The 23,514-nt window shown below is 66.4% G+C and carries 18 protein-coding genes and 1 tRNA gene; 16 read left to right on the top strand and 3 right to left on the bottom strand.

The genetic code is table 11. The annotated features are described in order from the left end of the window. Positions 1-156: 156 nt before the first annotated feature. The 11 genes from ACODSU_RS11165 (at position 157) to ACODSU_RS11115 (ending at position 11,090) form a co-directional block, all read left to right on the top strand. Positions 157-573 carry a hypothetical protein gene (locus ACODSU_RS11165; RefSeq protein ID WP_488842351.1) on the top strand — a complete coding sequence of 139 codons (417 nt, stop codon included), beginning with the start codon at positions 157-159 and terminating at the stop codon, positions 571-573. Further along, on the top strand, positions 570-1,997 hold the full coding sequence (locus ACODSU_RS11160) for a TolC family protein (RefSeq protein WP_488842350.1): 1,428 nt from the start codon (positions 570-572) through the stop codon (positions 1,995-1,997). The genes ACODSU_RS11165 and ACODSU_RS11160 overlap by 4 nt, the downstream gene beginning before the upstream one ends. A gap of 1 nt (position 1,998) precedes the next feature. Next, a complete protein-coding gene (locus ACODSU_RS11155; RefSeq protein ID WP_488842349.1) occupies positions 1,999-3,381 on the top strand; it encodes a multicopper oxidase family protein in 1,383 nt (460 codons plus the stop codon). Positions 3,382-3,395: 14 nt separating this feature from the next. Then, positions 3,396-3,902, top strand: coding sequence for a cupredoxin domain-containing protein (locus ACODSU_RS11150; protein ID WP_488842348.1), 507 nt, complete (start codon positions 3,396-3,398; stop codon positions 3,900-3,902). A 16-nt stretch (positions 3,903-3,918) separates the two neighbouring features. Continuing rightward, on the top strand, positions 3,919-4,467 hold the full coding sequence (locus ACODSU_RS11145; RefSeq protein WP_488842347.1) for a DUF411 domain-containing protein: 549 nt from the start codon (positions 3,919-3,921) through the stop codon (positions 4,465-4,467). Beyond that, positions 4,464-4,835, top strand: a complete 372-nt coding sequence (locus ACODSU_RS11140; RefSeq protein ID WP_488842346.1) for a copper-binding protein — start codon at positions 4,464-4,466, stop codon at positions 4,833-4,835. Before ACODSU_RS11145 ends, ACODSU_RS11140 begins: the two co-directional genes overlap by 4 nt. Positions 4,836-4,912: 77 nt before the next feature. Continuing rightward, positions 4,913-5,920, top strand: coding sequence for a P1 family peptidase (locus ACODSU_RS11135; protein WP_488842345.1), 1,008 nt, complete (start codon positions 4,913-4,915; stop codon positions 5,918-5,920). A gap of 260 nt (positions 5,921-6,180) precedes the next feature. Beyond that, positions 6,181-7,770 (top strand): methyl-accepting chemotaxis protein, encoded by a 1,590-nt coding sequence (locus ACODSU_RS11130; RefSeq protein WP_488842344.1) that lies wholly within the window; start codon positions 6,181-6,183, stop codon positions 7,768-7,770. 362 nt (positions 7,771-8,132) lie between these two features. After that, positions 8,133-8,930 carry a lectin gene (locus tag ACODSU_RS11125; RefSeq protein ID WP_488842343.1) on the top strand — a complete coding sequence of 266 codons (798 nt, stop codon included), beginning with the start codon at positions 8,133-8,135 and terminating at the stop codon, positions 8,928-8,930. 9 nt (positions 8,931-8,939) lie between these two features. Continuing rightward, positions 8,940-9,437 carry an EF-hand domain-containing protein gene (locus ACODSU_RS11120; protein ID WP_343735358.1) on the top strand — a complete coding sequence of 166 codons (498 nt, stop codon included), beginning with the start codon at positions 8,940-8,942 and terminating at the stop codon, positions 9,435-9,437. Between the two features lie 231 nt (positions 9,438-9,668). Next, a complete protein-coding gene (locus ACODSU_RS11115; RefSeq protein WP_488842342.1) occupies positions 9,669-11,090 on the top strand; it encodes a TAXI family TRAP transporter solute-binding subunit in 1,422 nt (473 codons plus the stop codon). A gap of 69 nt (positions 11,091-11,159) precedes the next feature. Here the strand turns inward: ACODSU_RS11115 and ACODSU_RS11110 are convergent, their stop codons facing one another. Together ACODSU_RS11110 and ettA are read right to left on the bottom strand one after the other, a co-directional pair. After that, positions 11,160-13,703, bottom strand: a complete 2,544-nt coding sequence (locus ACODSU_RS11110; RefSeq protein WP_488842341.1) for a DUF1631 family protein — start codon at positions 13,701-13,703, stop codon at positions 11,160-11,162. A gap of 59 nt (positions 13,704-13,762) precedes the next feature. Beyond that, complete coding sequence (gene ettA / locus ACODSU_RS11105; RefSeq protein ID WP_015014713.1) at positions 13,763-15,424, bottom strand: energy-dependent translational throttle protein EttA; 1,662 nt, start codon at positions 15,422-15,424, stop codon at positions 13,763-13,765. A 298-nt stretch (positions 15,425-15,722) separates the two neighbouring features. Between ettA and ACODSU_RS11100 the strand changes: the two genes are divergently transcribed. From ACODSU_RS11100 to ACODSU_RS11085, 4 genes are all read left to right on the top strand, one after another. Further along, the gene (locus ACODSU_RS11100) at positions 15,723-17,510 is read left to right on the top strand and encodes a DEAD/DEAH box helicase (RefSeq protein ID WP_110961182.1); all 1,788 of its coding nucleotides are present in this window, start codon (positions 15,723-15,725) and stop codon (positions 17,508-17,510) included. Next, positions 17,422-18,135 (top strand): Rossmann-fold NAD(P)-binding domain-containing protein, encoded by a 714-nt coding sequence (locus tag ACODSU_RS11095; RefSeq protein WP_488842340.1) that lies wholly within the window; start codon positions 17,422-17,424, stop codon positions 18,133-18,135. The genes ACODSU_RS11100 and ACODSU_RS11095 overlap by 89 nt, the downstream gene beginning before the upstream one ends. 46 nt (positions 18,136-18,181) lie before the next feature. Next, on the top strand, positions 18,182-19,270 hold the full coding sequence (locus ACODSU_RS11090; protein ID WP_488842339.1) for an endonuclease/exonuclease/phosphatase family protein: 1,089 nt from the start codon (positions 18,182-18,184) through the stop codon (positions 19,268-19,270). Between the two features lie 138 nt (positions 19,271-19,408). Then, positions 19,409-21,283 (top strand): M14 family metallopeptidase, encoded by a 1,875-nt coding sequence (locus ACODSU_RS11085; protein ID WP_488842337.1) that lies wholly within the window; start codon positions 19,409-19,411, stop codon positions 21,281-21,283. Between the two features lie 187 nt (positions 21,284-21,470). Here the strand turns inward: ACODSU_RS11085 and ACODSU_RS11080 are convergent, their stop codons facing one another. Further along, positions 21,471-23,210 (bottom strand): cation:proton antiporter, encoded by a 1,740-nt coding sequence (locus ACODSU_RS11080; protein WP_488842335.1) that lies wholly within the window; start codon positions 23,208-23,210, stop codon positions 21,471-21,473. A gap of 189 nt (positions 23,211-23,399) precedes the next feature. On the opposite strand from ACODSU_RS11080, the gene ACODSU_RS11075 reads away from it, so the two are divergent. Beyond that, a tRNA-Arg gene (locus tag ACODSU_RS11075) sits at positions 23,400-23,476 on the top strand. Positions 23,477-23,514: the final 38 nt, after the last annotated feature.

The following is a 23,514-nucleotide window of genomic DNA, read 5'->3' as shown; positions in this document are numbered from 1 at the left end:
CTCCGACGCCCGAAGTGCGTCTGCCATTGCCTGACTGACTCCGAGACACGGGGCCCATCGGGCGGCAGCGCCGTGTTTTTCGTTCGTTGTCTGGAGATCGCCATGCGCGCCCCTGCTATTTTTCTCTCCTCGCCGTCGCCCGGGCCATCGTGGCCCATGCGACTGGCTTGCCTCGCCCTGTTGTCGCCCTTGCTGGCGCAAGCCCAGAGCCCATCTGCACCCGACGCCACCCGCGCCGATGCACCCACCGCTCCCCTGCCCTACACGGCCATGCCGCCGCAGCCCCCGCTGGTGGACGCCTTGCCCACTCCCCAGGCCTGGCGCCAGGCACACGAGGCCGTGGGCGCATTTCCGCGCGGCCATGCGGACATCGTGGCTTGGGAGGCGCAGCGCGGTTCCGCACCGCCCCCCGCGCCCGCATCCTCCGCAGCGGCCCCCATGCCACACCACCACCAGGGCATGCAACACGGCATGCCCCATGGAAAGCCGCCTGGCACAGCCCATGAGATGCACCACGGCAGCGCAGGGAGTGCCCACCCCGCCCACCACCCCGAGCAGAAGGGCAAGCCATGATCAGCGCACATCGCCTCTCCATACTGGCTGCCGCCACCCTGCTGGCGGGCTGCGCCAGCGTGTCGCCCGATGGCCTGCGCAGTGATGTCGCGGCCCTCACGGCGGGCCGTACCGCCGGTGCGCCCCAGGCGGCCTTGCCCGCCATAGACCCGAGCGCTCGCGCAAAGGCCCAGCAGTCCATTGACGGCTGGCTCGCACAACCCCTGACACAAGACGCCGCCGTACGCATTGCCCTGCTCAACAACCCAGGCCTGCAAGCCCGGCTGGCCGCACTGGGCGTGGCCGATGCCGAGCGGGTGCAGGCCATCACGCTGCCCAACCCGCACCTGACCCTGGGGCGCTTCACCAACAGCCAGGAACGCGAGATCGAACGCACCCTGGCCTTTGGCCTGATGGACCTCATCACCCTGCCCTGGCGCACCCAGCGCGAGGCCGAGCGCCTGCAGATTGCCACGCTGCAGGCCGCGCAGGATGTGGTGCAACTGGCCGCAGACACCCGCCGCGCTTGGCTGCGGGCGGTGGCCGCTGAGCAGGTGGCCACCACGCACGACCGCATGGTGGAAGCCGCCGAGGCCGGGGCCGAGCTGGCGCACCGCATGGCGCAGGTGGGCAACTGGAGCCGCCTGCAACAAGCCCGCGAACAGGCCGTGCTGCACGAGGCCACCCGCCAGCGTGCCCGCGCCCGCCTGGCCGCCGCCACCGAGCGTGAGCAGCTCAACCGCCGCATGGGCCTGTGGGGCGCGCAGGCGCAATACCAGCTGGCCCAGCAGCTGCCGCCCCTGCCCGCCACCGCCTTACCCGCCGATGGCATCGAAGCCACCGCGCTGCGCGAGCGGCTGGACGTGCAAGCTGCCCGCCGCCAGCTGGACACCCAGGCAACGCGCCAGGGCTGGAGCCGTGCGGGCGCCGTGTTTGGTGACATTGGGCTGGCATACAGCCGCAACACCGCGACCGAACGCGACACCGGCCGCAGCGACATCAAGCGCGGCTGGGAGATCGAGCTGCCCCTGCCCCTGTTCGACTGGGGTGGTGCAGCCCGCACCCGCGCCCAGGCCGAGGTGGAGCAAAGCGCCGCCCAGCTGCAAGACACCGCCGTGCGCGCCCGCAGCGAGGTGCGTGCCGCCTGGCTCACCTACCGCACGGCCCTCGACCTGGCGCGCCAGCAGCAGGCTGAAGTGGTACCCCTGCGCCAGCTCATCGCCGACGAGACCACGCTGCGCTACAACGGCATGCTGGCCAGCGTGTGGGACATGCTGGCCGAAGCACGCAACAGCACGCAGGCCGTGGCCAACGCCATCGAAGCGCAGCGCGACTTCTGGCTGGCCGAGACCGACCTGCAATTGGCGCTGACGGGTACCTCGCCCGGTGCCCTGCAGGGCCTCACCTCCGGCGCCGCAGCCTCCACCACCCCACAAGGCCATTGACATGAACCGCCGCAATTTCTTTTCTGGCGCCGCCACGGCCGTGGCTGCAGCCTCCGTCAGCCGCGTGGCCCTGGCCGCGCTGCCCGAGCCCGCCACACAGTCCAGCGCCGACACCGCGCCACCGCTGCACCCGCCCACCGGCCGCCCCTACAACCCCGTGGTCACCCTGAACGGCTGGACCGCCCCCTGGCGCATGAACGCGGGCGTCAAGGAGTTCCACCTGGTGGCCGAGCCCGTGGTGCGTGAGGTGGCGCCCGGCTTCATGGTCAACATGTGGGGCTACAACGGCCAGAGCCCCGGCCCCACCATCGAGGTGGTCGAGGGCGACCGCGTGCGCATCTTCGTCACCAACCGCCTGCCCGAGCACACCACCATCCATTGGCACGGCCAGCGCCTGCCCAACGGCATGGACGGCGTCGGCGGCCTCACCCAGCCCGCCATCCAGCCCGGCAAGACCTTCGTGTACGAGTTTGTGGCGCGCCGCCCCGGCACCTTCATGTACCACCCGCATGCCGATGAGATGGTGCAGATGGCCATGGGCATGATGGGCCTGTGGATCACCCACCCCAAGGGCAGCCACCCACAGATCGCCAAGGTGCAGCGCGACTACGCGTTTCTGCTCAACGCCTTTGACGTGGAGCCCGGCAGCATGACCCCCAAGGTCAACACCATGCTGGACCACAACATCTGGTGCTGGAACAGCCGCGTGTTCCCCGCCATCAGCCCGCTGGTGGCGCGCCAGGGCGAGCGCGTGCGCATCCGCGTGGGCAACCTCACCATGACCAACCACCCCATCCATCTGCACGGGCACGAGTTTGAAGTGACCGGCACCGACGGCGGTCCTGTGCCCAAAAGCGCGCGCTGGCCCGAGGTGACCACCGACGTGGCGGTGGGCCAGATGCGGCAGGTGGAGTTCATTGCCGACGAACCCGGCGACTGGGCCCTGCACTGCCACAAGAGCCACCACACCATGGGCGCCATGGGGCACGCCGTGCCCACCATGATCGGCGTGGACCACCGCGGCCTGGTCGGCAAGATCCAGAAGATCGTGCCCGACTACATGGTGATGGGCGAGCGCGGCATGGCCGACATGGGCGCCATGGAGATGCCGCTGCCCGACAACACCTTCCCGATGATGACGGGCACCGGCCCCTTCGGCCCGCTGGAGATGGGCGGCATGTTCACCACCCTGAAGGTGCGCGCCGACCAACCCGCAGGCAGCTATGCCGACCCCGGCGACTTCAGGCAGCCACGTGGCACCCAGGCCTTTGAATGGCAAGGCGCCCCGGCCGCCACACCACGCCCTGCACGCACCGACACCCCAGGCACCGCCCCAGGCGCGGCCAATGCACGCAAGCCCGCTGCCAGCGGCCACCAACATTGATGCCAACGATCACCATGAACACTATTAAATTCATAGCTGCCTGGGCAATGTGCACTAGCGCATTCGGCACTTTTTCTGCCTATGGGCATGAAAACATGCCCCACCGCACCTCCACAGCCCCCGTGGTCAAAGAGCAAAAAGACTGGGGCATTGCAGGCGACGCCCAGCAGGTGCGCCGCACGATCACCGTGCGCATGGGCGACGACATGCGGTTCAGCCCCCGCCACATCGAAGTGCGCGAGGGCGACACCGTGCGGCTGCGCGCCCAGAACAAAGGCCAGGTGCTGCACGAGATCGTGATCGGCACCAAGACGGAGCTGGACCAGCACGCCGAGATGATGAAAAAGCACCCGGGCATGGAACACGACGAGCCTTACATGGCCCATGTGGCGGCGGGCAAGGCCGGCGACATCGTGTGGCACTTCAACCGAGCAGGCAGCTTTGACTTTGCCTGCCTCATCCCCGGCCATTACCAGGCCGGCATGACCGGCACCATCACCGTGCTGCCCCGCCATCCATAACGCCAGGAGAAACACCATGCCCCTCCAACGCCCTCGGGCTGCATCCGCATCCATGACCGCGCTCCCCAGCCCTGCCCGCCGCCAATGGCTCGCCACCACCCTGCCCCTGCTGGGCGCGGGTTTGGCTGTCGCTTTGCTGCCGGGTGGGTCCCGCGCCGGCAACCGCCCACCCACGCCTCTGGAAGTGTGGAAAGACCCCAACTGCGGCTGCTGCCAGGACTGGGTGGACCACATGCAAGCCAACGGCTTTGCCGTGAAGGTGCACGCCACCGGCAACAACGCCGTGCGCGCCCGCCTGGGCCTGCCGCAAAAGCTGGGCTCGTGCCACACCGCGCTGGTGGGCGGCTACCTGGTGGAAGGCCATGTGCCCGCCAGCGACGTGCGCAAGCTGCTGCAGCAAAAGCCCAAGGCCCTGGGCCTGACCGTGCCCGGCATGCCGGTGGGCTCGCCAGGCATGGACGGCGCCGTGTACGGCGACCGGCGCGACCCATACGACGTGTTGCTGGTGGCACACGACGGCAGCACGCGCGTGTTCAACAGCTACAACAAAAAGGCATCGACATGAAAAAGCACCTCTTCTGCATCCCGCTGGCTGCCAGCCTGCTTGTCTTGGGCACGGGGTCTGCCCTGGCCCAAGCCCCCGCAGCAGCCGCCGCAGACAGCCACAGCAGCCACCACCCCGCAGCCGCCGCATCGCCCGCGCCCCAGGCGGAGCTGAGCGAAGGCGAAATCACCCGGTGGGACCCACGCACCCTGCGCCTCACCCTCAAGCACGGCGAGATCAAGAACCTGGAGATGCCGCCCATGACCATGGTGTTCCGCGTGGCCGACGCCAGCGTGGTGGGCGATCTGAAACCCGGCGACAAGGTGCGTTTTCGGGCCGAGCAGATCAGCGGCGCATACCACGTCCAGCGGATCGAGAAAGCGCCCTGAAGCGACTCCACGCGCAGCGCCGGGGCCCTGATGCTGCGCAACTGTCGGACGACGCATGGGCACCATAATCAACGGCCATGAGTTCCTCCAACACACTGGCTGGCGACGCTGGCAGCATCACCCGCGTGGCCGGCATCGAGGTCGGCCACTTCACCGAAACCCGCCGCCCCACGGGCTGCACCGTCATCATCACCCGCGAGGGCGCCGTGGCCGGGGTGGATGTGCGGGGTGCCGCCCCCGGCACGCGCGAGACGGATTTGCTCCACCCCTCCAACCTGGTGGACAAGGTGCACGCCATCATGCTCGCGGGCGGCAGCGCCTGGGGGCTGGACGCCGCCACCGGCGCCGTGCGCTGGCTTGAAGAGCGCGGCGTGGGCTTTGATGTGGCCGTGGGCCGCCTGCCCATCGTGCCTGCCGCCGTGCTGTTCGATCTGCTGGTGGGCGACATGCGCATCCGCCCCGATGCGGCAGCGGGCTACGCGGCGTGCGAGGCAGCCTCCACCGCCGACCCGGCCGAAGGCAACGTGGGCGCGGGCACCGGCGCGGCGCTGGGCAAGATCTTCGGCATCCAGCGTGCCATGAAGGGCGGCATCGGCACCGCCTCGGTCACCGTGGACGGGGTCACAGTGGGCGCGCTCATCGCCTGCAATGCGCTGGGCGACGTGATCGACCCCGACACCGCCCAGGTCATTGCCGGAGCCCGTACCGACGACGGCCTGCGCCTGCGCGACACACGCCGCGCCTTGCTGCGCGGCGACCCGCCCCAGCCCCTGCTGGCGGGCACCAACACCACCATCGGCGTGGTCGCCACCGACGCCGTGATCACCAAGGTACAGGCCCACCGCCTCGCCGTGGCCGCACACGACGGCCTGGCGCGCAGCATCAACCCGGTGCACACCATGTCCGACGGCGACACCCTCTTCAGCCTGGGTACGGCCCGCAGCGGCAAGAGCCTGGGCATGATGGTGCTGGCCACCATGGCGGCCGAGGCCACGGCCATCGCCACCGCGCGGGCGGCACGCGCTGCGCGCGCGATCACCACCGCCGAGGGGTTGTACCTGCCATCGGCGGCGGAGCTGGGCTGACACCCACAGGGCGGCGCTGGACGCCCCCGATGCGCTGAAAGAACTCCAGGAACCCCGCGGACGGCGCGCAAGGCCCTGCCGTGCGCGGTCAAAAAAACCTTGACGGGGCGAAAAAGTGGCTCAGCATCAGAGGCTGTGACGCGCCGCGGCGACCTGCTCCGCCCGCGCGCATGTGTCTACGTGCTCACAAAAGATGGAAAACATGGTGCATTAGTCCATAAAAGTGCATCATCATTGCCACCAGCTGGAGGACCCATCGCATGAATGTCCTGCAAAACCTGAGCATCAAGACGCGTCTTGGCATTGGCTATGTTGTCCTGACCTGCGCACTGATTCTGGTGGCCGTCATGGGCATCCGTGGAGAGTCCATGACGCAGGAGAGCCTGGACAACCAGGTCAATCGCCTGAACGTGATCAAAAGTCTGGGCAACCGAGTTCTTGATATGGCCAATGCGAGGGCCGTGTCTGCGCGCAACTTGGTGATCGCCGGCTCCAAGGAGGATGCTGAGGCAGAAACCCGGCGCATAGGGGTGGCCCACGAAGGCATGGGTAAAGCACTACAGGGAGTGGAAGATGCCCTCAAGACAGGCCCCCCGGAAACCGCTCCTCTGAACAAGCTGCTGGCCGAGATCAAGAAAACCGAGGCGGCCTATGGCCCCGTGGCGCTGGAGATCACCCGGCTGGGGAGCCTGGGAGAAAAAGATGCGGCCATCAAGAAAATTAACGAAGAATGCCGCCCCCTGCTGAACAAGCTGGTGGCAGACATCGAAGCCTTCCTGGCCGAGAGCGACGCCATCAGCAAACGCGCCAGCCAGGAATCGATGCATCAGTTTGAATCGTTGCGGTTTCAGCTGATCCTGCTCAGCATCACCATGGTGGTGTTTGCCTGTGTGCTGGGCGTTGCCACCACCCGTTCCATCGTCCGGCCCCTGAGCGAGGCAAGCCAGGCGACGCAGGAGTTTGCGCGGGGCAACCTGGCCAACCCGCTGGTAGCGCATGGCAAAGACGAGATCGCTTCGGTCGTTGCCTCCATGGAAGCCATGCGACGGAGCCTGTCCAACCTGGTGGCAGGAGTGCGCCAGGGATCGGAGAGCGTATCCACCGCCAGCGCAGAAATCGCGCAAGGCAACCAGAACCTGTCAATGCGTACCGAGCAGCAGGCCAGTGCCCTGCAGCAAACTGCGGCATCGATGGAACAGCTGGGCTCGACCGTGAAGCAGAACGCGGACAACGCGGTCAATGCAAATCGGCTCGCGCATTCGGCCTCAACCGTCGCACAGCAAGGGGGCGAAGTGGTGGCCATGGTGGTCGCCACCATGAAGGACATCAACGACTCCAGCCGAAAGATCAACGACATCATCAGCGTGATTGACGGCATTGCGTTCCAGACCAACATCCTTGCGCTGAATGCTGCGGTGGAAGCCGCCCGCGCCGGCGAGCAGGGCCGAGGTTTTGCTGTAGTGGCCAGCGAGGTGCGCAACCTGGCCCAACGCAGTGCCGCCGCTGCCAAGGAGATCAAGCAACTGATCACCGAAAGCGTAGGCCGCGTGGAGCACGGCACCGCCCTTGTCGACAAAGCAGGCCAAACCATGACCGAGGTCGTGGCCAGCATCCGTAACGTCACGCACATCATGGGCGAGATCAGCGCCGCCAGCTCCGAACAAAGTGCGGGGGTCACGCAGGTGGGCGAAGCGATCACGCTGATGGACCAAGCCACTCAGCAGAACGCTGCTCTAGTGGAGGAGATGGCGGCCGCAGCGGCCAGCCTTCGCGGTCAGGCCGACGACCTCGTCAATGCAGTGGCAGTCTTTCGGATTCACGGCAGCGGGTCTGCTTTGCTAATCAAGTGAGCTGAAGTCACTGAAGTACCGGCGCAGACAGGAATAGAAGGAATAGATTCTGGAGGCGTGACAGCGGCGAAGGTACTGCGCCAGCAGACTCCCCAACGGCTGGCGTGTTCACAGCCATGGGCCTGGCGCATACCTCCCGTTATCAGAAGGTCCAACCTGATTCTTCGTCAGCTCCCGTGAGCAAGCAGTGCCAATCGGAGCGTTCAGGCCATCGTAATGACGCGAGGAGTCGGCGACCTGTGACCAACCTCTTGAACGATTGACCGCCCTATGATGCGACTGGTGAGAGGTGCGTGGGGATTGGCCCCTGGTACCCCGCACTTATTCATAAGGCTCCGGATCGGAACAAGGAGAGTCAACCCATGAGAGACCATACGTTGCAGAAACGTGCATGGCTGCTGTGCCTGCCCTTGCTCGTGGGCACACCGCCCGCACTGGCGCAGGACCAGCTGGTGGATTTGCAGTCCAGCGGCGGCTACACCTCCTACCGTCTGGCGGACGATGTGACCCAGGTGGACCTGGTGGAACAAACCCAGGGAGCGTGCCGCTTCAACCGCACCTGGGGCTATGACCTGACCAACCGCGAGCTGTGGACTAACGGTGGTTGCGGCGGCCGCTTCAAGATTACGCGGACCTATGCCTCCGGCAACAACAGCGGCTCCAATGCCGGTGCGGCGGTAGCGGCCGTGGCCGCCATTGCAGGCATTGCCCTGTTGGCCAACCACAACCGTCATGACGACGACCGACGCCCCGAGTACCCGGGCTACCCCGGCCAGGGTGGCGACTGGGGGCGCGAGATCCGCGTGGACGGCCGCCTGTGCCTCGATGTGCGGGGTGGCAAGTTCCAGCCTGGCACCACCCTGCAGGTGTACGAATGCAACGGTACGGCATCCCAGCGTTTTGCAGTGGGGCGCGGCGGCGAGATCCGCGTACGCGACCTGTGCGTCGATGTGGACCGTGGCGACCCACGGGATGGCGCCCGGGTGGTGCTGTGGTCCTGCTCGGGCTCGCGCAGCCAGAGCTGGTCGACACGGGGTGGGCAGATTGTGAGCCAGCTCACCGGCAAATGCCTGGATGTGGATGCCGGCCAGGTCCGCCCCGGGGCGCACACGATGGTGTGGCCCTGCAACCGCAGCCCCAGCCAACGCTGGTGGTGGTAAGGAGCCCCCATGCAAAAAAATCTGCAACGGATCTCTGCAAGCGCCTGTGCCCTCGTGCTGGCACTGGCGGCCCACACAGCCAACGCAGCCGATACGGCGGTATCGTCACCCACCACGCCACCCCGCCCTGCCAAGGCCCACAAACCGGTGGCCCCAACCCTCACCCACAGGCTGCAAGCCATCTGCTCGGCAGCCGATCTCAACCACGACGGCAACGTGTCGCTGGACGAGTTTCACCAGGACATCGTGCAGGGCTGGCACAGCCTGGGGCCCGATGCAGAGGGCTACGTCCATCTCGCCCACCTCAGCCAGTTGCCCCGCATTGGCAAAGGCCAGCTGAGGCGGCTGGCTGCAGCTGACAAGGATGGGGACGGAAGGCTGTCGTTCACCGAGGTGGTGCAGGCTCGCATGGCCTACTTCGAAGCGGCAGATGTGGACCAGAACGATATGCTCTCGCTGCAGGAATGCATGGCCTACGAGCGCCAGCGCAGGCGCTTGCCGCAGTAGAAGGCTGCGCCGACGATTTCAACTCTCCCGCCAATCCAAGCCGGAGCAACTCCTGGGGCGTGAAACGTGAAGACAAGTGCTGATACGCGGCGCTATAGCTCCTGCCCGGATAATCCACCGGCTTGCTGATTGCGCGACAGGGCTCCGGAACGACCCTGTTGCGCTGGCGGGTCATCCCTGTTGGCTGCCGCGCCACTTTCGCCCTGTTTTCGCTCCGTTGGTCCATCCCCCATGCCCCAGGCCTTTCGCAACACCTTTCTCACCCTGCGCGATCTGATTGTGTCGGCGGGCCCCCTCGCCTTCTTGGCGGTCGGGCTGCTGGTGCTGGCCTATTGGTGGCTCAACCCCAATCCCCCCAAGACGGTGACCCTGGCCACCGGCCCTGCCCAAAGTGCCTATGAAGAGTTTGGCAAGCGCTACCAGAAGGCACTGGCTGTCGACGGGATTGATGTGGTACTGCTGCCCAGCGAGGGCTCGTCGCACAACCTGCAGCTGCTGAGGGACGGCCAGGCTGACGTGGCCTTTGTGCAGGGCGGTACGGCTGAGCTGCAGCCCGATGACCCGGACAACCTCGTGTCCCTGGGCAGCCTGTTTGTGGAGCCGCTGTGGCTTTTCTACCGCACCGACGCAGCAGAGCGCATGCACAACGCCCCCAGGCTCGACAGCCTGAGGCAGCTGCGCGGCTGGCGGGTCAATGTGGGATCAGAGGGCAGCGGCGTTCCCACGCTGATTGAGCGCCTGTTGCAGGCCAACAAGGTGGAGCCAGGGTCGGTCAAGCTGTCGAGACTGGAGCAGACGCCTGCCACGGTGGAGTTCCTCGCGGGCCGGCTCGATGCCCTGGTATTTGCCTCGGCGCCCGAATCGCTGATGGTGCAGATGCTGCTGCAGACACCTGGTGTGCAACTGCTGGATTTTGCGCAGCACGAGGCTTACGCGCGGCGTTTTCCGTTCCTCACCCCCGTGACGCTGCCACGCGGCGTGGTGGACCTTGCAGCCAACGTGCCCCAGCGCGATGTCCGGCTTGTGGCCACCACCACGTCCCTGCTGGCGCGCGACGGCACACACCCCGCCCTGCTCACCCTGTTTGCCCAGAACGCCCAAAAGCTGCACAGCGGCGCAGGCTGGTTCAACCGGGCGCGTGAGTTCCCCAACACGCGCGGTAGCGAGCTGCCGATTGCCAAGGAGGGCGACCGGGCCATGAACGAGCCAGTGCCCATGCTGCAACGCTACCTGCCGTTCTGGCTGGCCAACCTGATCGAGCGCATGTGGCTGGTGCTGGGCATCTTGCTGGCCATCATGCTGCCGCTGTCGCGCATCGTCCCGCCGCTCTACCAGTTCCGGGTGCGATCACGGGTATTCCGCTGGTATGGCCGCCTGCGCGAAATCGAGAATGACCTGGAGATGGGCAAGAGCGACCCTGCAAGCCTGCTGCGCACCCTGGACAGCCTGGAAGCCCAGGCCGAAAAGGTGAGCGTGCCTTTGTCGTATGCGGACGAGCTGTATGCCCTGCGCAACCACATCCACCTGGTGCGCAAAAAGCTGCTGCGCGCGTCGGGAGGGGCTGGCGGATCGGCTGACCACAGCACTCCGGGCGAGGGGATGACTGAAAACAGCATGAAGGGAACAGGGAGCGCAACAGGAACTGGGTATTGACTCAGGCTTCAGCGGCACGAGGCGCTGGCAGCACTCAAAGCGCCGCCCGCAGCGCAGGCGTCTTTCCGCTCAGCGATTCTTGGGGGTCTTGGCACCCGAAGCCGGGGCCAGGGGAGCGGACTTGGACAGCGGCGCCATTCGGGAGCTAGAGCCCGTACGACCCTCAGACGACTTGCGGTCTGCCCCACCCGTCTCCGCAACGCCCGAAGCGCGGGCCGCCGGCTTGGCGGGTTTGGGAAGCTGGGCCGGCACCACGCGCAGCGAGCCTTCAGCCGCCAGCTTGTCTCGCATGCGGCGGGTCATGGACTGGGTGCTGGCATCGGGCGCAGTGAACAGAAACAGGGTGCCGTGCGGGCTGGCCCAGGTGAGTTGGGTGCGCACCACCCGGCCATTGGTCACCAGTTCCACCCACGCCCCGATGACAAAGTCAGCATAAGGGTCCGGCGTGTCCAGCGGAGCCTGGGCGCTGTCCTGCGGGGCAGGAGCAGCAGCGGACGCCTCGGGCGGTTCAGCCAGTTCTGCCACCTCGGAGACCGCTTCGGGCTCGGCCGCAGGGGCCGGTGCGGGGGCAGCAGGCGCCGGCTTTTCAAAAGCGGCCTGGTGCAACGCCACCAGCCGCTGCAAGAACGCGCTGGTCTGCACCGCTGGGTAGTTGATGGTCTTGAGGCCCTTGCGCAGTTTGGCCAGCAGGCCAGGGATGGCCTCATTGAGGCGGTCCGTCTCCTGGCGGGTGAGGTCCGGCTGCGCCGTCCACAGCAGCACCGGGACCAGCGCCAGGTAACCGCTGGGGTCATCGTCCTGGCTATCGTCACCGCGCATCACCTGCGCCAGCGCCACCACGTCAGCCCAGGGGCCCGCCGCAAAATCCAGCACGTCCGACGGCACTTTGTCCACATCGGGCAGTTTGCGGATATCGGCTGCGATCTTCTCGGCCAGCAGTTCGCGCTGCTCGGCCTGCAATTTGGCTTTCTGTTCGGCCTCCTGATGGGCCTTGATCTTTTGTTCCTGAGTGTCCCAGGCCGACTGCAGCGCCTTGAGCACGGTATCGAAGGGCCCGGCGTCCTTGACCTCATGGGCGGACAGGTGGCCCACCGCCTCCGTCACCAGCCGCATGAAACGACTGAAACCAGGCTCCGTCTCTGCAGTGAATGCCAGGCTGCGTTGCGTCAGCTCGTCGAGCAGGCGGCGCGCAGGGTGATTGCTATCGGTAAAAAACCGTCCGTCGTGGTGCACCAGTTGCTTGAGCGCGGGCTCCAGGCTCTTGACCGCCTGCTGCACGGGAGGCAACAAGCGGGCGTCCTGCGCGATGTTGGCCATCATGCGCCCCACCACCTCCACCGCCATGGCGGTGGACTGGGTTGCGGCCTCCATGGGCATGGCGGCATAGACCACCGGTGCCACACCAGGCCCCCGCCAGCCGACCAAAGGCACGGGCAAGGACCCGGGCTGGCTGACCGTGCCGCCCCCGGCCAGTCGGCCCACCAGCCGCTCCAGCTGGGCCATGTCTTCAATCGCTTCGGCGGCTGCGCCTGACGGGTAGTAGCCCCCTGCCAGCGATGACTGGGCGCTGACGGCTCCCGCACGGGGGTCCACCCGGCCTGGCTGCCCCGCGCCGCTGGGCACCACCACTGCCTGTGCGGGCACGGCTCCGTAGACCGGAGCCGGGGCAAACGGATCACCCCCCGCCAGCATCTGACGCAGGATGCCGACAGTGAGCAGCGCCTCTTCAGCAGCATCTACAGGCATGGGCACCATGGCACCTTGCTGCGAGTCGCCGCTCCAGCCCGTGCTGGGGCCCATGCCACGCCCGTAGCCGGTGTTGCCGTAGTCGCCCATGGGCGCATTCATTGACGGGCCAAAGCCCGAATAGCCGCCTCCGTATCCCGTACCAGGGCCACCGTAGCCAGACCCGCCGTAACCGGTGCCCGGGCCTGCGCCGCGTCCGCCGCCCGAAGGCGTGCCGAGCACCGCGTAGCCCACCGGCTGCACGCCATGCTCGCGCAGGCTCTGGGCGGTTTTTTTGTATTCCTCGGCCAGCAGTTTGCCCAACAGGTCGCGCATGTGCTGCATCCACAGCTGGCGGACCTCTGCGGAAACGCCGGTCTCACCCACCACCTTCTGCAGCGCGCGGATGTAGCTCTCGGGCCGCAGCGGGTTGCGTTCAGGCTGCACACTGCGCAAACCTTGGGCAGCACTCACCAGGGTGTTGAGTTCCGCCAGCACGGCGTCTGTGGCATGGAGCGCAGACTGCTGGGCCTTGGACAGCTCCACCTGGGCCTGCATCTCGCTTTCGTCCATGAGCGAAAGCTCGCCAAAGTCCATGCCGGTGTCGTCGGCCGAACTGCGCCCCTTGGCAACCGCAGGGCCTTCGGCAAAGATTTCGAGCAGGGCCATGGGATAGCCCTTGACCAGCGCTGCCTCGTGCTCGTTGAGCAGGCGCAGCGCATCGCTGAGCAAATTGCGCTGCTGGATGTTGCGGCTAGCCGACTCCTCGCTGGTCAAGGCACTCTGGGTGACCTTGACGAGCTGCCCCATCAGTGCCTCGCCCCCGCGAACGGCGTTGACAACGCAGGCGCGGAAAACGGTTCTCAGACGCGATGCGGGCAGGGACATGGTGGGAGGGAGGAATCGGGCAAGAGGTTTCCAGATGCAATCCTACTTGACCTCGGCCTTTATTTGAGGGCCTTGAAACGCATCCGCTTGGGCTTCGCACCCTCTTCACCGAGTCGCTTCTTCTTGTCGGCCTCGTACTCCTGGTAATTGCCGTCAAAGAACGTCCACTGGCTGTCACCTTCGGCGGCCAGGATGTGCGTGGCAATACGGTCCAGGAACCAGCGATCGTGGCTGATAACCAACACTGTGCCCGCGTATTCAAGCAAAGCGTCTTCCAGCGCGCGCAGCGTTTCCACGTCCAGGTCGTTCGAGGGTTCGTCCAGCAGCAGCACGTTGCCGCCTGCGATCAGCGTCTTGGCCAGGTGCAGTCGGCCGCGCTCACCGCCCGACAGCATGCCCACCTTCTTTTGCTGGTCGCCGCCGTTGAAGTTGAAGCGCCCAGCGTAGGCACGGCTGGCCATGGTGAACTTGCCGATATTGATCATGTCCAGGCCGCCGGAGATGTCTTCCCACACGGTCTTGTCGTCCGACAGGGCGTCGCGGTGCTGGTCCACAAAGGCCATCTTCACGGTCGAGCCGATCACGACCTCGCCGCTGTCCGGCTGTTCGCGGCCCGCGATGAGCTTGAACAGGGTCGACTTACCGGCACCGTTGGGGCCGATGATGCCGACGATGGCGCCGGCCGGAATGTTCATGGACAGGTTGTCGATGAGCACGCGGTCACCGAACGACTTGGTGACATTCTTGAACTCGATGACCTGTGTGCCCAGGCGCTCGGCCACAGGAATGAAGATTTCCTGCGTTTCGTTGCGCTTTTGGTATTCGTAATCGCTCAGTTCCTCGAAGCGTGCGATACGCGCCTTGCTCTTGGCTTGGCGGCCCTTGGCGTTCTGGCGCACCCACTCCAGTTCCTTCTTCAGGGCCTTGGCTCGGGCCTCTTCGCCCTTTTGCTCGGACTCCAGGCGGGCCTGCTTCTGGTCCAGCCAAGTGCTGTAGTTGCCCTTGTAGGGGATGCCGTAGCCCCGGTCCAGTTCCAGAATCCACTCGGCGGCGTTGTCCAGGAAGTAGCGATCGTGGGTGATAGCCACCACGGTGCCGGGGAAACGGTGCAGGAACTGCTCCAGCCAGTCCACCGACTCGGCGTCCAAGTGGTTGGTGGGCTCGTCCAGCAGCAGCATGTCGGGCTTGGACAGCAGGAGCCGGCACAGCGCGATGCGGCGCTTTTCGCCACCCGACAGCAGGCCGACCTTGGCATCCCATGGGGGTAGGCGCAGTGCGTCGGCCGCGATTTCGAGCTGGTGTTCGGAGTCCGTACCGGCCGTGGCGATGATGGCTTCCAGGCGCGCCTGCTCTGCAGCAAGGGCGTCAAAGTCGGCATCGGGCTCGGCGTAGGCTGCGTACACCTCTTCGAGCTTGGCCTTGGCGGCAAACACTTCGCCCATGGCCTCTTCCACGCTTTCGCGCACCGTGTGCTCGTTGTTGAGCTGCGGCTCCTGGGGCAGGTAGCCGATCTTGATGCCCGGCATCGGGATGGCCTCGCCCTCAATCTCCTTGTCCACACCTGCCATGATCTTCAGCAGCGTGGATTTGCCCGAGCCGTTCAGACCCAGCACGCCGATCTTGGCGCCCGGGAAAAAGCTCAGGGAGATGTCCTTCAAGATCTGCCGCTTGGGCGGCACGGTCTTGGAGACGCGATTCATCGAATAAACGTATTGGGCCATGGAGGGTTCTAGCTCGCGAAAGTGGGCAGGAAGTCTGCATCCGAGCGGGTTTGGAGGACCATTTGGAGCAATCCAAAAAGGCACCGAACGCGCTCTCAAACCTTGGATTATCGGTCCATGCGACAATACCCCCGTTGTGGGCTCCAGTTGCCCGCCACATCAGCACACTGCTGGGGACGAAGGAAGCCACGCTTCCGGGCTCCCAATCCTGAACCTCATCAGCCTGAGACTGGCTCGGCAACCTCCCGGTTGCACGACAGGCGGATACCCAGCGCCCCGGACGGGCGCATCCAATGACATGACATTTGACGAACTGAACCTGGCTCCTGCCATCCTGAAGGCCGTGCACGAAACGGGCTATGAAACCCCCACGCCCATTCAGGCCCAGGCCATTCCCGCTGTTCTGGAAGGCCACGACCTTCTGGCCGGCGCGCAGACTGGCACCGGCAAGACCGCCGCGTTCACCCTGCCCATGCTGCACCGCCTCTCGCAAGGCACGGCACCCAAGAACAAGTTTGGTGGCAAGGGCATCCGCGCCCTGGTGCTGACCCCCACCCGTGAACTCGCCGCCCAGGTCGAAGAATCTGTGCGCGAATACGGCAAGTACCTGGACATCAACTCCACGGTGGTCTTCGGCGGCGTGGGCATGAACCCGCAGATCGACCGCATCAAGCGTGGCGTGGACATCCTGGTGGCCACTCCCGGCCGCCTGCTGGACCTGCAGCAACAGGGCTTCCTGGACCTGTCCACGGTAGAAGTGCTGGTGCTGGACGAAGCCGACCGCATGCTGGACATGGGTTTCATCCACGATGTGAAGAAGGTGTTGGCCCTGGTGCCCAAGGACAAGCAAAGTCTGCTGTTCTCGGCCACTTTCAGCGATGAGATCCGCGAGCTGGCCAACACCCTGCTCAAGAACCCCCAGAGCATTCAGGTCACCCCGCGCAACACCACGGTGCAGCGCATCTCGCAGGTGATCCACCCCGTGGGCCGCGGCAAGAAAAAGCAGGTGCTGCTGCACATCATCCAGCAGCACAACTGGAGCCAGGTGCTGGTGTTCACGCGCACCAAGTTCGGCGCCAACAACGTAGCCGAGTTCCTGACCAAGAACGGTGTGCAGGCGATGGCACTGCACGGCAACAAGAGCCAGAGCGCCCGCACGCAGGCCTTGGCAGGCTTCAAGAGCGGCGAGATCCGCGCCCTGGTGGCCACCGATATCGCTGCGCGCGGCATCGACATTGATGACCTGCCGCACGTCGTCAACTACGAAATCCCCAACGTCCCTGAAGACTACGTGCACCGCATTGGCCGCACGGGCCGTGCTGGCGCTACCGGCGAGGCCGTGAGCCTGGTCTGCATGGACGAAGAAGGCTTCATGATGGACATCGAGCGCTTCACCAAGCAGCAGATCCCCGTGCAAGTCATCGAAGGCTTTGGCCCCGAGCCTGGTGAAAAGGCCGAGCCCATCGCCATGGGCCGCCAGACCATCTGGGGCGGCGCAGGCAAGCCCCCGAGCCGTGACGTGATGCAGGCTGCCGCCAAGGCCGCCCGTACCGAAATGATGGAACGCATCCGCACCAACAAGGCCAGCCAAGGCGGCGGCCAGGGTGGCGGCGGCGAGCGCGGCCCTCGTGCCGGCAATGGCGGCGGTGGCCGCTCCGGCGGCGGCGCGCCCCGCAACGCCCAGGGCCCGGCCGGTGGCGGCCGTGGCGGACAAGGCGGTGGTCGCGGCGGCCCGCGTGACGGCGCATCCCAGGCACCAGCACGCAGCCGGGGCCCACGCCCAGAGGGCGGTGGCGGCCATCGCTACGATGACGCACAACCCCCCCGCGCCAATGCGCACCTGGGCACCCACCTGGGTCACAGCAATCCAGGCCATCGCAGCTCGGGCCATGGTGCGGGCGGTCAGCCCGACCCCATGCGCACCAGCGTGGACAGCATGGCTGAACGCGGTCGCCGTGGTGGTGGCGGTGGGTATCGCAACTCTGGAGGTGGTGGCTATGGCGGCGGATCAGGCGCGGGTGGCGGTGGTGGCCGGGGCAACGGGTCTCGTGGGCCAGGCGGTCCTCGCGGCTCTTTTAACCGCTGAGTCACGCAAGGCGCCTTCTGCCCCCGCAGCGGGCGCGCCCGAGACCTCGGGCACGACAGTCCATGTGCTGCATGCCAAGGGGCGGCGAGCCCCCGCGCTGGCCCATCCCCGCCTGCAACTGCATGCGGTGGATTTTGCGGCGATGCCTGCTTTGCCCCCGGTGGATGACGTCTACATCACCCTGGGCACCACCATGGCTGCAGCAGGCAGCCAAAGCGCGTTCCGCGCGGTGGACTATGACGCCGTGATGGCCACGGCCCGCGCTGCGCGTGCGGCCGGCGCGACCCGTTGCGGAGTTGTCACCGCCATGGGAGCCAACGCGCAGTCGCGCATTTTTTACAACCGCGTCAAAGGCGAGGTGGAGCGCGACCTGCAGCAACTGGGTTTCGAGACCCTGGTCATCGCGCGCCCCTCCCTGCTCATGGGCGAGCGCCGGGCGCTGCAGCAGGCCCACCGGCCCGCTGAGTCGCTGTCGCTCAAGCTGTTTCAGTGGCTGAACCCCCTCCTGCCCGCCAACTACCGCGCCCGCCCGGGCGCCGATGTGGCCCGGGCGCTGGTCCATGCCGTACAGTCGGGCCGGCCCGGCCTGCAAGTGCTGTCCGGCCGTGCGCTGCAGCCTCGCTGACAGGCGGCTGCAGCCCGTGTGACCACAACGACGCTGCCCGCCCTCCATGCGCCCCACCGAATTCCCCCAACCGCTGGACACCCTGATGGTGGCCACCTGCAATGTGCTCAACCTGGCCAACCCGGGTCGCCTGTTCTACGAGAACCAGGACCCGTACAGCCAGACCGAGTTTGAGCGCAAGATCACCTGGCTGGGGGAGCGCTTTCGGGCACTGAACGCCGATGTGCTGGCCGTGCAGGAGGTCTGGGACGATGCGGCTTTCAAGGGGGCGTTGGGCCGGGGCGGCATGCGCTACGACTTCGTCGCCGTACCTGGAGCCGAGAACAACGACACCCAGCAAGGTGCGCAGGGCACACCCCGGGTGGGCCTGGCTACGCGGCTCAAGGTGGAGGCTGTGCAGTCCTTCGCCGACTTCCCCCCGGGTTTTCAGGTGGACGTGCCCGGCATTGGCCAACACACGCGCTTTGAGCGTCCGCCCCTTGTGGCCACCTTGCGGATGAAGCATGGCCAGACCCTCAACGTCCTCACCGCCCACCTCAAATCCAAGCGCCCCAAGTTTCTGCAGGATGCCCTGGGCCAGCCGACCGAGGACCGGGACGACCGCAAGGTGGTCGCCCTGGCCTCACTGCGCTCACTGATCATGCGTGGCGCCGAGGCCATGGCCCTGCGTTGCCTGGTGATCGATCTGCTGCACCGCACCAGCGTGCCCCTGGTGGTCCTGGGCGACTTCAACGACACCCCCGACAGCGTCACCACGCAACTGATCTGCGCGACCAACGACATTGCCTACGACAGGACGGCCCGCGACGTGGCACTGTTCAATGCGTACGACCTGCAGGGAGATTTCGCCTTGAAAAAGGACGTGGCCTACTCCCACATCCACCAGGGCGCCCCCTATGTGCTGGACCAGATCCTGGTCAGCGAGGAGTTCCTGCCCAACGGGCGCAACAGCGTGGGTGATGTGCGCCGGGTGGATTATTTCAACGACCACCTGCATGAAGGGCGCGACCGCACGCGCTCGGACCACGGCTTTGTGCGCGCCCTGTTACGGCTGAAGCTGCCCAGTCCGCCTCCGGCTCAGAGCGCATCCCTGCCGCCCGCCGACGCCACTGTCCCCAGCGACTTCCCCCGCTGATCGTGGGGTCCGCCCAAGCCGCCACGCGTTTGCAACGGGATGTACGCTGACAAGGAGAGGCGGGTGCGCGCAGGTAACATCCACGTACAAAGCGCCCTACTCGCCCCACATCCGGGGCTCTCTCTGGCAGCCCACACCATGACCCAGCACCATTTCCAGCGCGGCCGCGCCGATGCCACCCCGCTTTCACGTCCTGAACCACGGATCACGCGCTGGGCCGCCCCGGCCACACTGGCTGCGCTGCTGCTGACAGCCTGCGGCAGCACCCCGCTGCCGCCCTGGCCCTCCACGCCAACAGCCCAGCAGCGCAGCGCCCCTGCGCCTCTGCCGCGCGTCCAGCAAGGCACCGTGGTCCCCGCGCCGCTGGGACAACAGACACCCGCGCAGGTGCCACCGCAGCGCGCCGCCGTGGTGGCCAGCCCCCTGCCCCAATCCGCACCGCTTCTGGTGCGCGACGAAGCGCCCATGGCGCCGCCCTATGGCGATGCAGTGGCCGCGCGGTTCCCCAACCCGTCGGTGGTCTACAGCACCCCCGGTCTGGGGGCCGACCGCAGGGCCTTCACGACCAATGCGGAGGTGGGCCAATGGCTGCGCAGCCTGAGCGACAGCGTGCCCCGTGGCGGCACGCGCACCCAGTTGCTGCAGATCGGCACCTCGCAGCGCGGCGAGCCCATCCAGGGCCTGCTGGTCACACGTGCTGCCGGCACAGACCCTGCCAGCCTGGACAAGAGCGGCCGCCCCACCGTCGTACTGATCGGGCAGCAGCATGGCGACGAACCCGCCGGCAGTGAAGCCCTGCTGGTCATCAGCCGCGAACTGGCCCAGGGCCTTCTTGAACCGCTGCTGGACCGCATCAACGTGGTGGTGGTGCCCCGCGCCAACCCTGATGGCGCCGAGGTGGGCACGCGCGTTACTGCCAACGGCGTGGACATGAACCGCGACCACCTGTTGCTCAATACCCCCGAAGCCCGCGCCTTGGCGCAGGTCATCAACGACTACCGCCCCATCCTCGTCGTGGACGCCCACGAATACACCGTGGTGGGCCGCTATCTGCAGAAGTTCAACGCCATCCAGCGCTACGACGCGCTGCTGCAATACACCACCACCGCCAACTACCCCGAGTTCCTCACCAAGGCGTCGCAGGAGTGGTTTCACCAGCCCATGGTGGCCGCCCTCAAGGCCCAGGGTCTGACGAGTGACTGGTACTACACCACCTCGACCAACCTGCAGGACAAGCGCATCTCCATGGGCGGCACCCAGCCCGACACGGGGCGCAACGTCCACGGCCTGAAGAACACGGTCAGCCTGCTGATCGAGACCCGGGGCGTGGGCATTGGCCGCATGCACATCCAGCGCCGCGTGCATGCGCAGGTCACCGCCATCACCAGCGCCCTGCGCACCACCGCCGAACGCGCCGCCAACCTGGAGCAGGTGCGCTCGTTCGTGGCTCGCGACGTGAGTGCCCTGGCCTGCCGTGACCAGGTGGTCATCGAGGCCGAGGCCACCCCCACCCAGCGCGACCTGGACTTTCTGGACCCCGAGACCGGCGCCGACCGCAGTATTCGCGTGGACTGGAACTCATCGCTGACGCTGCGCAACACCAAGGTGCGTGCGCGGCCCTGCGGTTACTGGCTGTCGGCGGATGCCAGCGCGGCCGTGGAACGCCTGCGCCAACTGGGCATCCAGGTCATGCGGGTGGCAGAGCCTGGCTCCGTGCTGGCCGAGAGCTACCGCGAAACCGCGCGCGAAGCCGGCAACCGCCAGGATGTGATCGGCACCATTGCTGGCAGCGGCGACATCGTTCGCGTGCAGGTGTCCACCCTACGCAGCGCCATCGACGCGCCCGCTGGCAGCTTCTATGTGCCGCTGAATCAGCCGCGTGCCAACCTGGCCGTGGCTGCGCTGGAGCCCGACACGCAAAACAGCTACTTTGCCAACCACCTGATCCAGGAGCTGGGCCAGAGCGCACGCGTGATGGCTGTGCCCTCTCTGGTGTTTGAAGAAACGGATTGACCCTCGCCTGAGGCAGACCTGTTCAGGGCCCGAGACTGGGGTTTGTTGCTTGGACGGGAGCAGATGGGGCACTCCGCGAATACGCCGTCCGGAGGCTGCGCCCCCCTGTGGGCTATCCCCACTTTGCTATCAATCAGATAGCTGCTCAGGCATATTCTTCTGGCGCTACCGGCAGATTTGACTCACATCATGCCGGTCCATGTAGTGGCGCAGGCCGCGTGGCGCGGGCCTGACGCTCCCGGGCACGCTCCAGCACGTGGCGGGTCATGGTCTGCGCCAAGGCATCTTCTGCCAGGAACACCTGGGCGTGGCTGCATTCCTGCACCAGTCGTTGGGCCTCGTCCTCATTGTGGCTGCGCACCACGATGTCCACGCCCGGGTTCAAAGTCTGCGCGGTCTCGATCATCTGACGCACCTGCAATGCGTCCGGGGTGGCCACCACCAGCATCGCGGCCCGCGCGATGTGCGCCTGGATCAGGACTGCGGGCTCCGCCGCGTCGCCAAACACGGCGGCCACGCCATCGGCACGCAAGGCCTCCACCAGCTCCCGGTTCTGCTCCGCCACCACAAACGGAATATCGTTGGCCGCCAGCGTCGCCGCCACGCGCCGCCCCACCCGGCCGTAGCCAACCAGCACCACCTGCCGCGCGAGGTAGCGCGAGTCGGTGGTCATGGGTAGCTCGGCCAGGGGGTCATCACGCTGCTCCAGCCGTCTGGCCCACGCGGACCGGGCGCGCAGCCAGTCTTGCAACGGTGCAATGGCACGGAACAACAGCGGATTGAGCGCCATGGAGAACAACGCGCCGGCCAGCACCAGACTAGCTCCTTCCGGCGGCAACAGGCCCAATGAAGACCCCAGTGCGACCAGAATGAATGAGAACTCCCCGATCTGCGCCAGACTGGCCGACACGGTGAGCGCCGTGTTGAGCGGATACCGGAACGCCAGCACCAGACCCGCTGCGGCCACGGTCTTGCCCAGCATGATGATGGCAACCACCGCCAGCACCTGCAGCGGACGCTCCCACAAGACCGCCGGGTTGAACAGCATGCCGACGGACACGAAAAAAAGCACGGCAAACGCATCGCGCAGCGGCAGTGATTCGTGCGCAGCACGGTGGCTGAACTCGGACTCCCGCATCACCATGCCTGCAAAGAAAGCCCCAAGCGCAAATGACACGCCAAAGAGTGCCGCCGAGCCGAACGCAATGCCCACCGCCGCAGCCACCACACACAGCGTGAACAGTTCACGCGACCCGGTGCGTGCCACCTGCCATAACAGCCAAGGAAACAACCTGCGCCCCACCAATAGCATCAGCGCCACAAACCCGCCCACCTGCAGCAGCGTCCACCCGAGCGTGCGCCAGAGCTGCGCGGCATCCAGGTCGGCCCCGGAGCCGCCTCCCAGCCATCCCCCCAGCGGTGGTAGCAGCACCAGCACCAGCACCATGGCCAGGTCCTCCACCACCAGCCACCCCACCGCAATGCGTCCGGTGTAGCTGTCCAGAATCCCCAGCGTCTCCAGCCCACGCAGCAGCACCACCGTGCTGGCCACCGACAGCGCCAAACCAAACACCAGAGCCCCCCCCATGCCCCAGCCCCACCACAGGGCCAATGCCATACCGAGCGACGTCGCCACCATCATCTGCACCACGGCGCCCGGCACGGCAATCTTGCGCACCGCCAGAAGGTCGCCCCAAGAAAAATGCAGCCCTACGCCAAACATCAGCAGCATCACGCCGATCTCCGCCAACTGGCTGGCCAAGGCTGCATCGGCAACAAAACCAGGAGTGAACGGGCCGATGGCCACCCCCGCCAGCAAATACCCCACCAGGGCTGGCAGCCGCAAACGGGCGGCCAGAAAGCCCAGCACCAGCGCTAAGCCCAAGGCGGCAGCAATGGTGTGAATCAGCGTGACGCTGTGTGGCATGGGCAAATGCTCCAGAGGGCAGGCAAAACGGGGGGATGACCCGGTTATAACCGCATCACCGTCCCGGCAGCAAAATCGCCCCGGCGGCAGCGCCAGGAGCACCGGTCAGGGCGGGTATGATTAGCGCCCTGCGCCAAGCAGTTGCGGACACTCCGCAAGCCGGTCGGCCACACAACCGACCACATCCATCTGCCCGTAGCTCAACTGGATAGAGCAATAGCCTTCTAAGCTATAGGTCGGGGGTTCGAGTCCCTCCGGGCAGGCCAGCCTCTTGGCTGGCAGCTTTCAAGCTCTCTTGCGTACC

This window comes from Acidovorax sp. FG48, from assembly GCF_057809085.1.
Note: the sequence above shows the minus strand (reverse complement) of the source record. Positions and strands in the feature narration are given on the sequence as shown.

Excerpts from the sequence above, each read along its gene's own strand:
- ACODSU_RS11125 (WP_488842343.1), top strand. The coding sequence starts at position 8,133 with ATGAGAGACCATACGTTGCAGAAACGTGCATGGCTGCTGTGCCTGCCC.
- ACODSU_RS11085 (WP_488842337.1), top strand. The coding sequence starts at position 19,409 with ATGACCCAGCACCATTTCCAGCGCGGCCGCGCCGATGCCACCCCGCTT.
- ACODSU_RS11140 (WP_488842346.1), top strand. The coding sequence starts at position 4,464 with ATGAAAAAGCACCTCTTCTGCATCCCGCTGGCTGCCAGCCTGCTTGTC.
- ACODSU_RS11160 (WP_488842350.1), top strand. The coding sequence starts at position 570 with ATGATCAGCGCACATCGCCTCTCCATACTGGCTGCCGCCACCCTGCTG.
- ACODSU_RS11150 (WP_488842348.1), top strand. The coding sequence starts at position 3,396 with ATGAACACTATTAAATTCATAGCTGCCTGGGCAATGTGCACTAGCGCA.
- ACODSU_RS11095 (WP_488842340.1), top strand. The coding sequence starts at position 17,422 with ATGGCGGCGGATCAGGCGCGGGTGGCGGTGGTGGCCGGGGCAACGGGT.
- ACODSU_RS11130 (WP_488842344.1), top strand. The coding sequence starts at position 6,181 with ATGAATGTCCTGCAAAACCTGAGCATCAAGACGCGTCTTGGCATTGGC.
- ettA (WP_015014713.1), bottom strand. The coding sequence starts at position 15,424 with ATGGCCCAATACGTTTATTCGATGAATCGCGTCTCCAAGACCGTGCCG.
- ACODSU_RS11135 (WP_488842345.1), top strand. The coding sequence starts at position 4,913 with ATGAGTTCCTCCAACACACTGGCTGGCGACGCTGGCAGCATCACCCGC.
- ACODSU_RS11165 (WP_488842351.1), top strand. The coding sequence starts at position 157 with ATGCGACTGGCTTGCCTCGCCCTGTTGTCGCCCTTGCTGGCGCAAGCC.
- ACODSU_RS11100 (WP_110961182.1), top strand. The coding sequence starts at position 15,723 with ATGACATTTGACGAACTGAACCTGGCTCCTGCCATCCTGAAGGCCGTG.
- ACODSU_RS11145 (WP_488842347.1), top strand. The coding sequence starts at position 3,919 with ATGCCCCTCCAACGCCCTCGGGCTGCATCCGCATCCATGACCGCGCTC.
- ACODSU_RS11080 (WP_488842335.1), bottom strand. The coding sequence starts at position 23,210 with ATGCCACACAGCGTCACGCTGATTCACACCATTGCTGCCGCCTTGGGC.
- ACODSU_RS11110 (WP_488842341.1), bottom strand. The coding sequence starts at position 13,703 with ATGTCCCTGCCCGCATCGCGTCTGAGAACCGTTTTCCGCGCCTGCGTT.
- ACODSU_RS11155 (WP_488842349.1), top strand. The coding sequence starts at position 1,999 with ATGAACCGCCGCAATTTCTTTTCTGGCGCCGCCACGGCCGTGGCTGCA.
- ACODSU_RS11120 (WP_343735358.1), top strand. The coding sequence starts at position 8,940 with ATGCAAAAAAATCTGCAACGGATCTCTGCAAGCGCCTGTGCCCTCGTG.
- ACODSU_RS11090 (WP_488842339.1), top strand. The coding sequence starts at position 18,182 with ATGCGCCCCACCGAATTCCCCCAACCGCTGGACACCCTGATGGTGGCC.
- ACODSU_RS11115 (WP_488842342.1), top strand. The coding sequence starts at position 9,669 with ATGCCCCAGGCCTTTCGCAACACCTTTCTCACCCTGCGCGATCTGATT.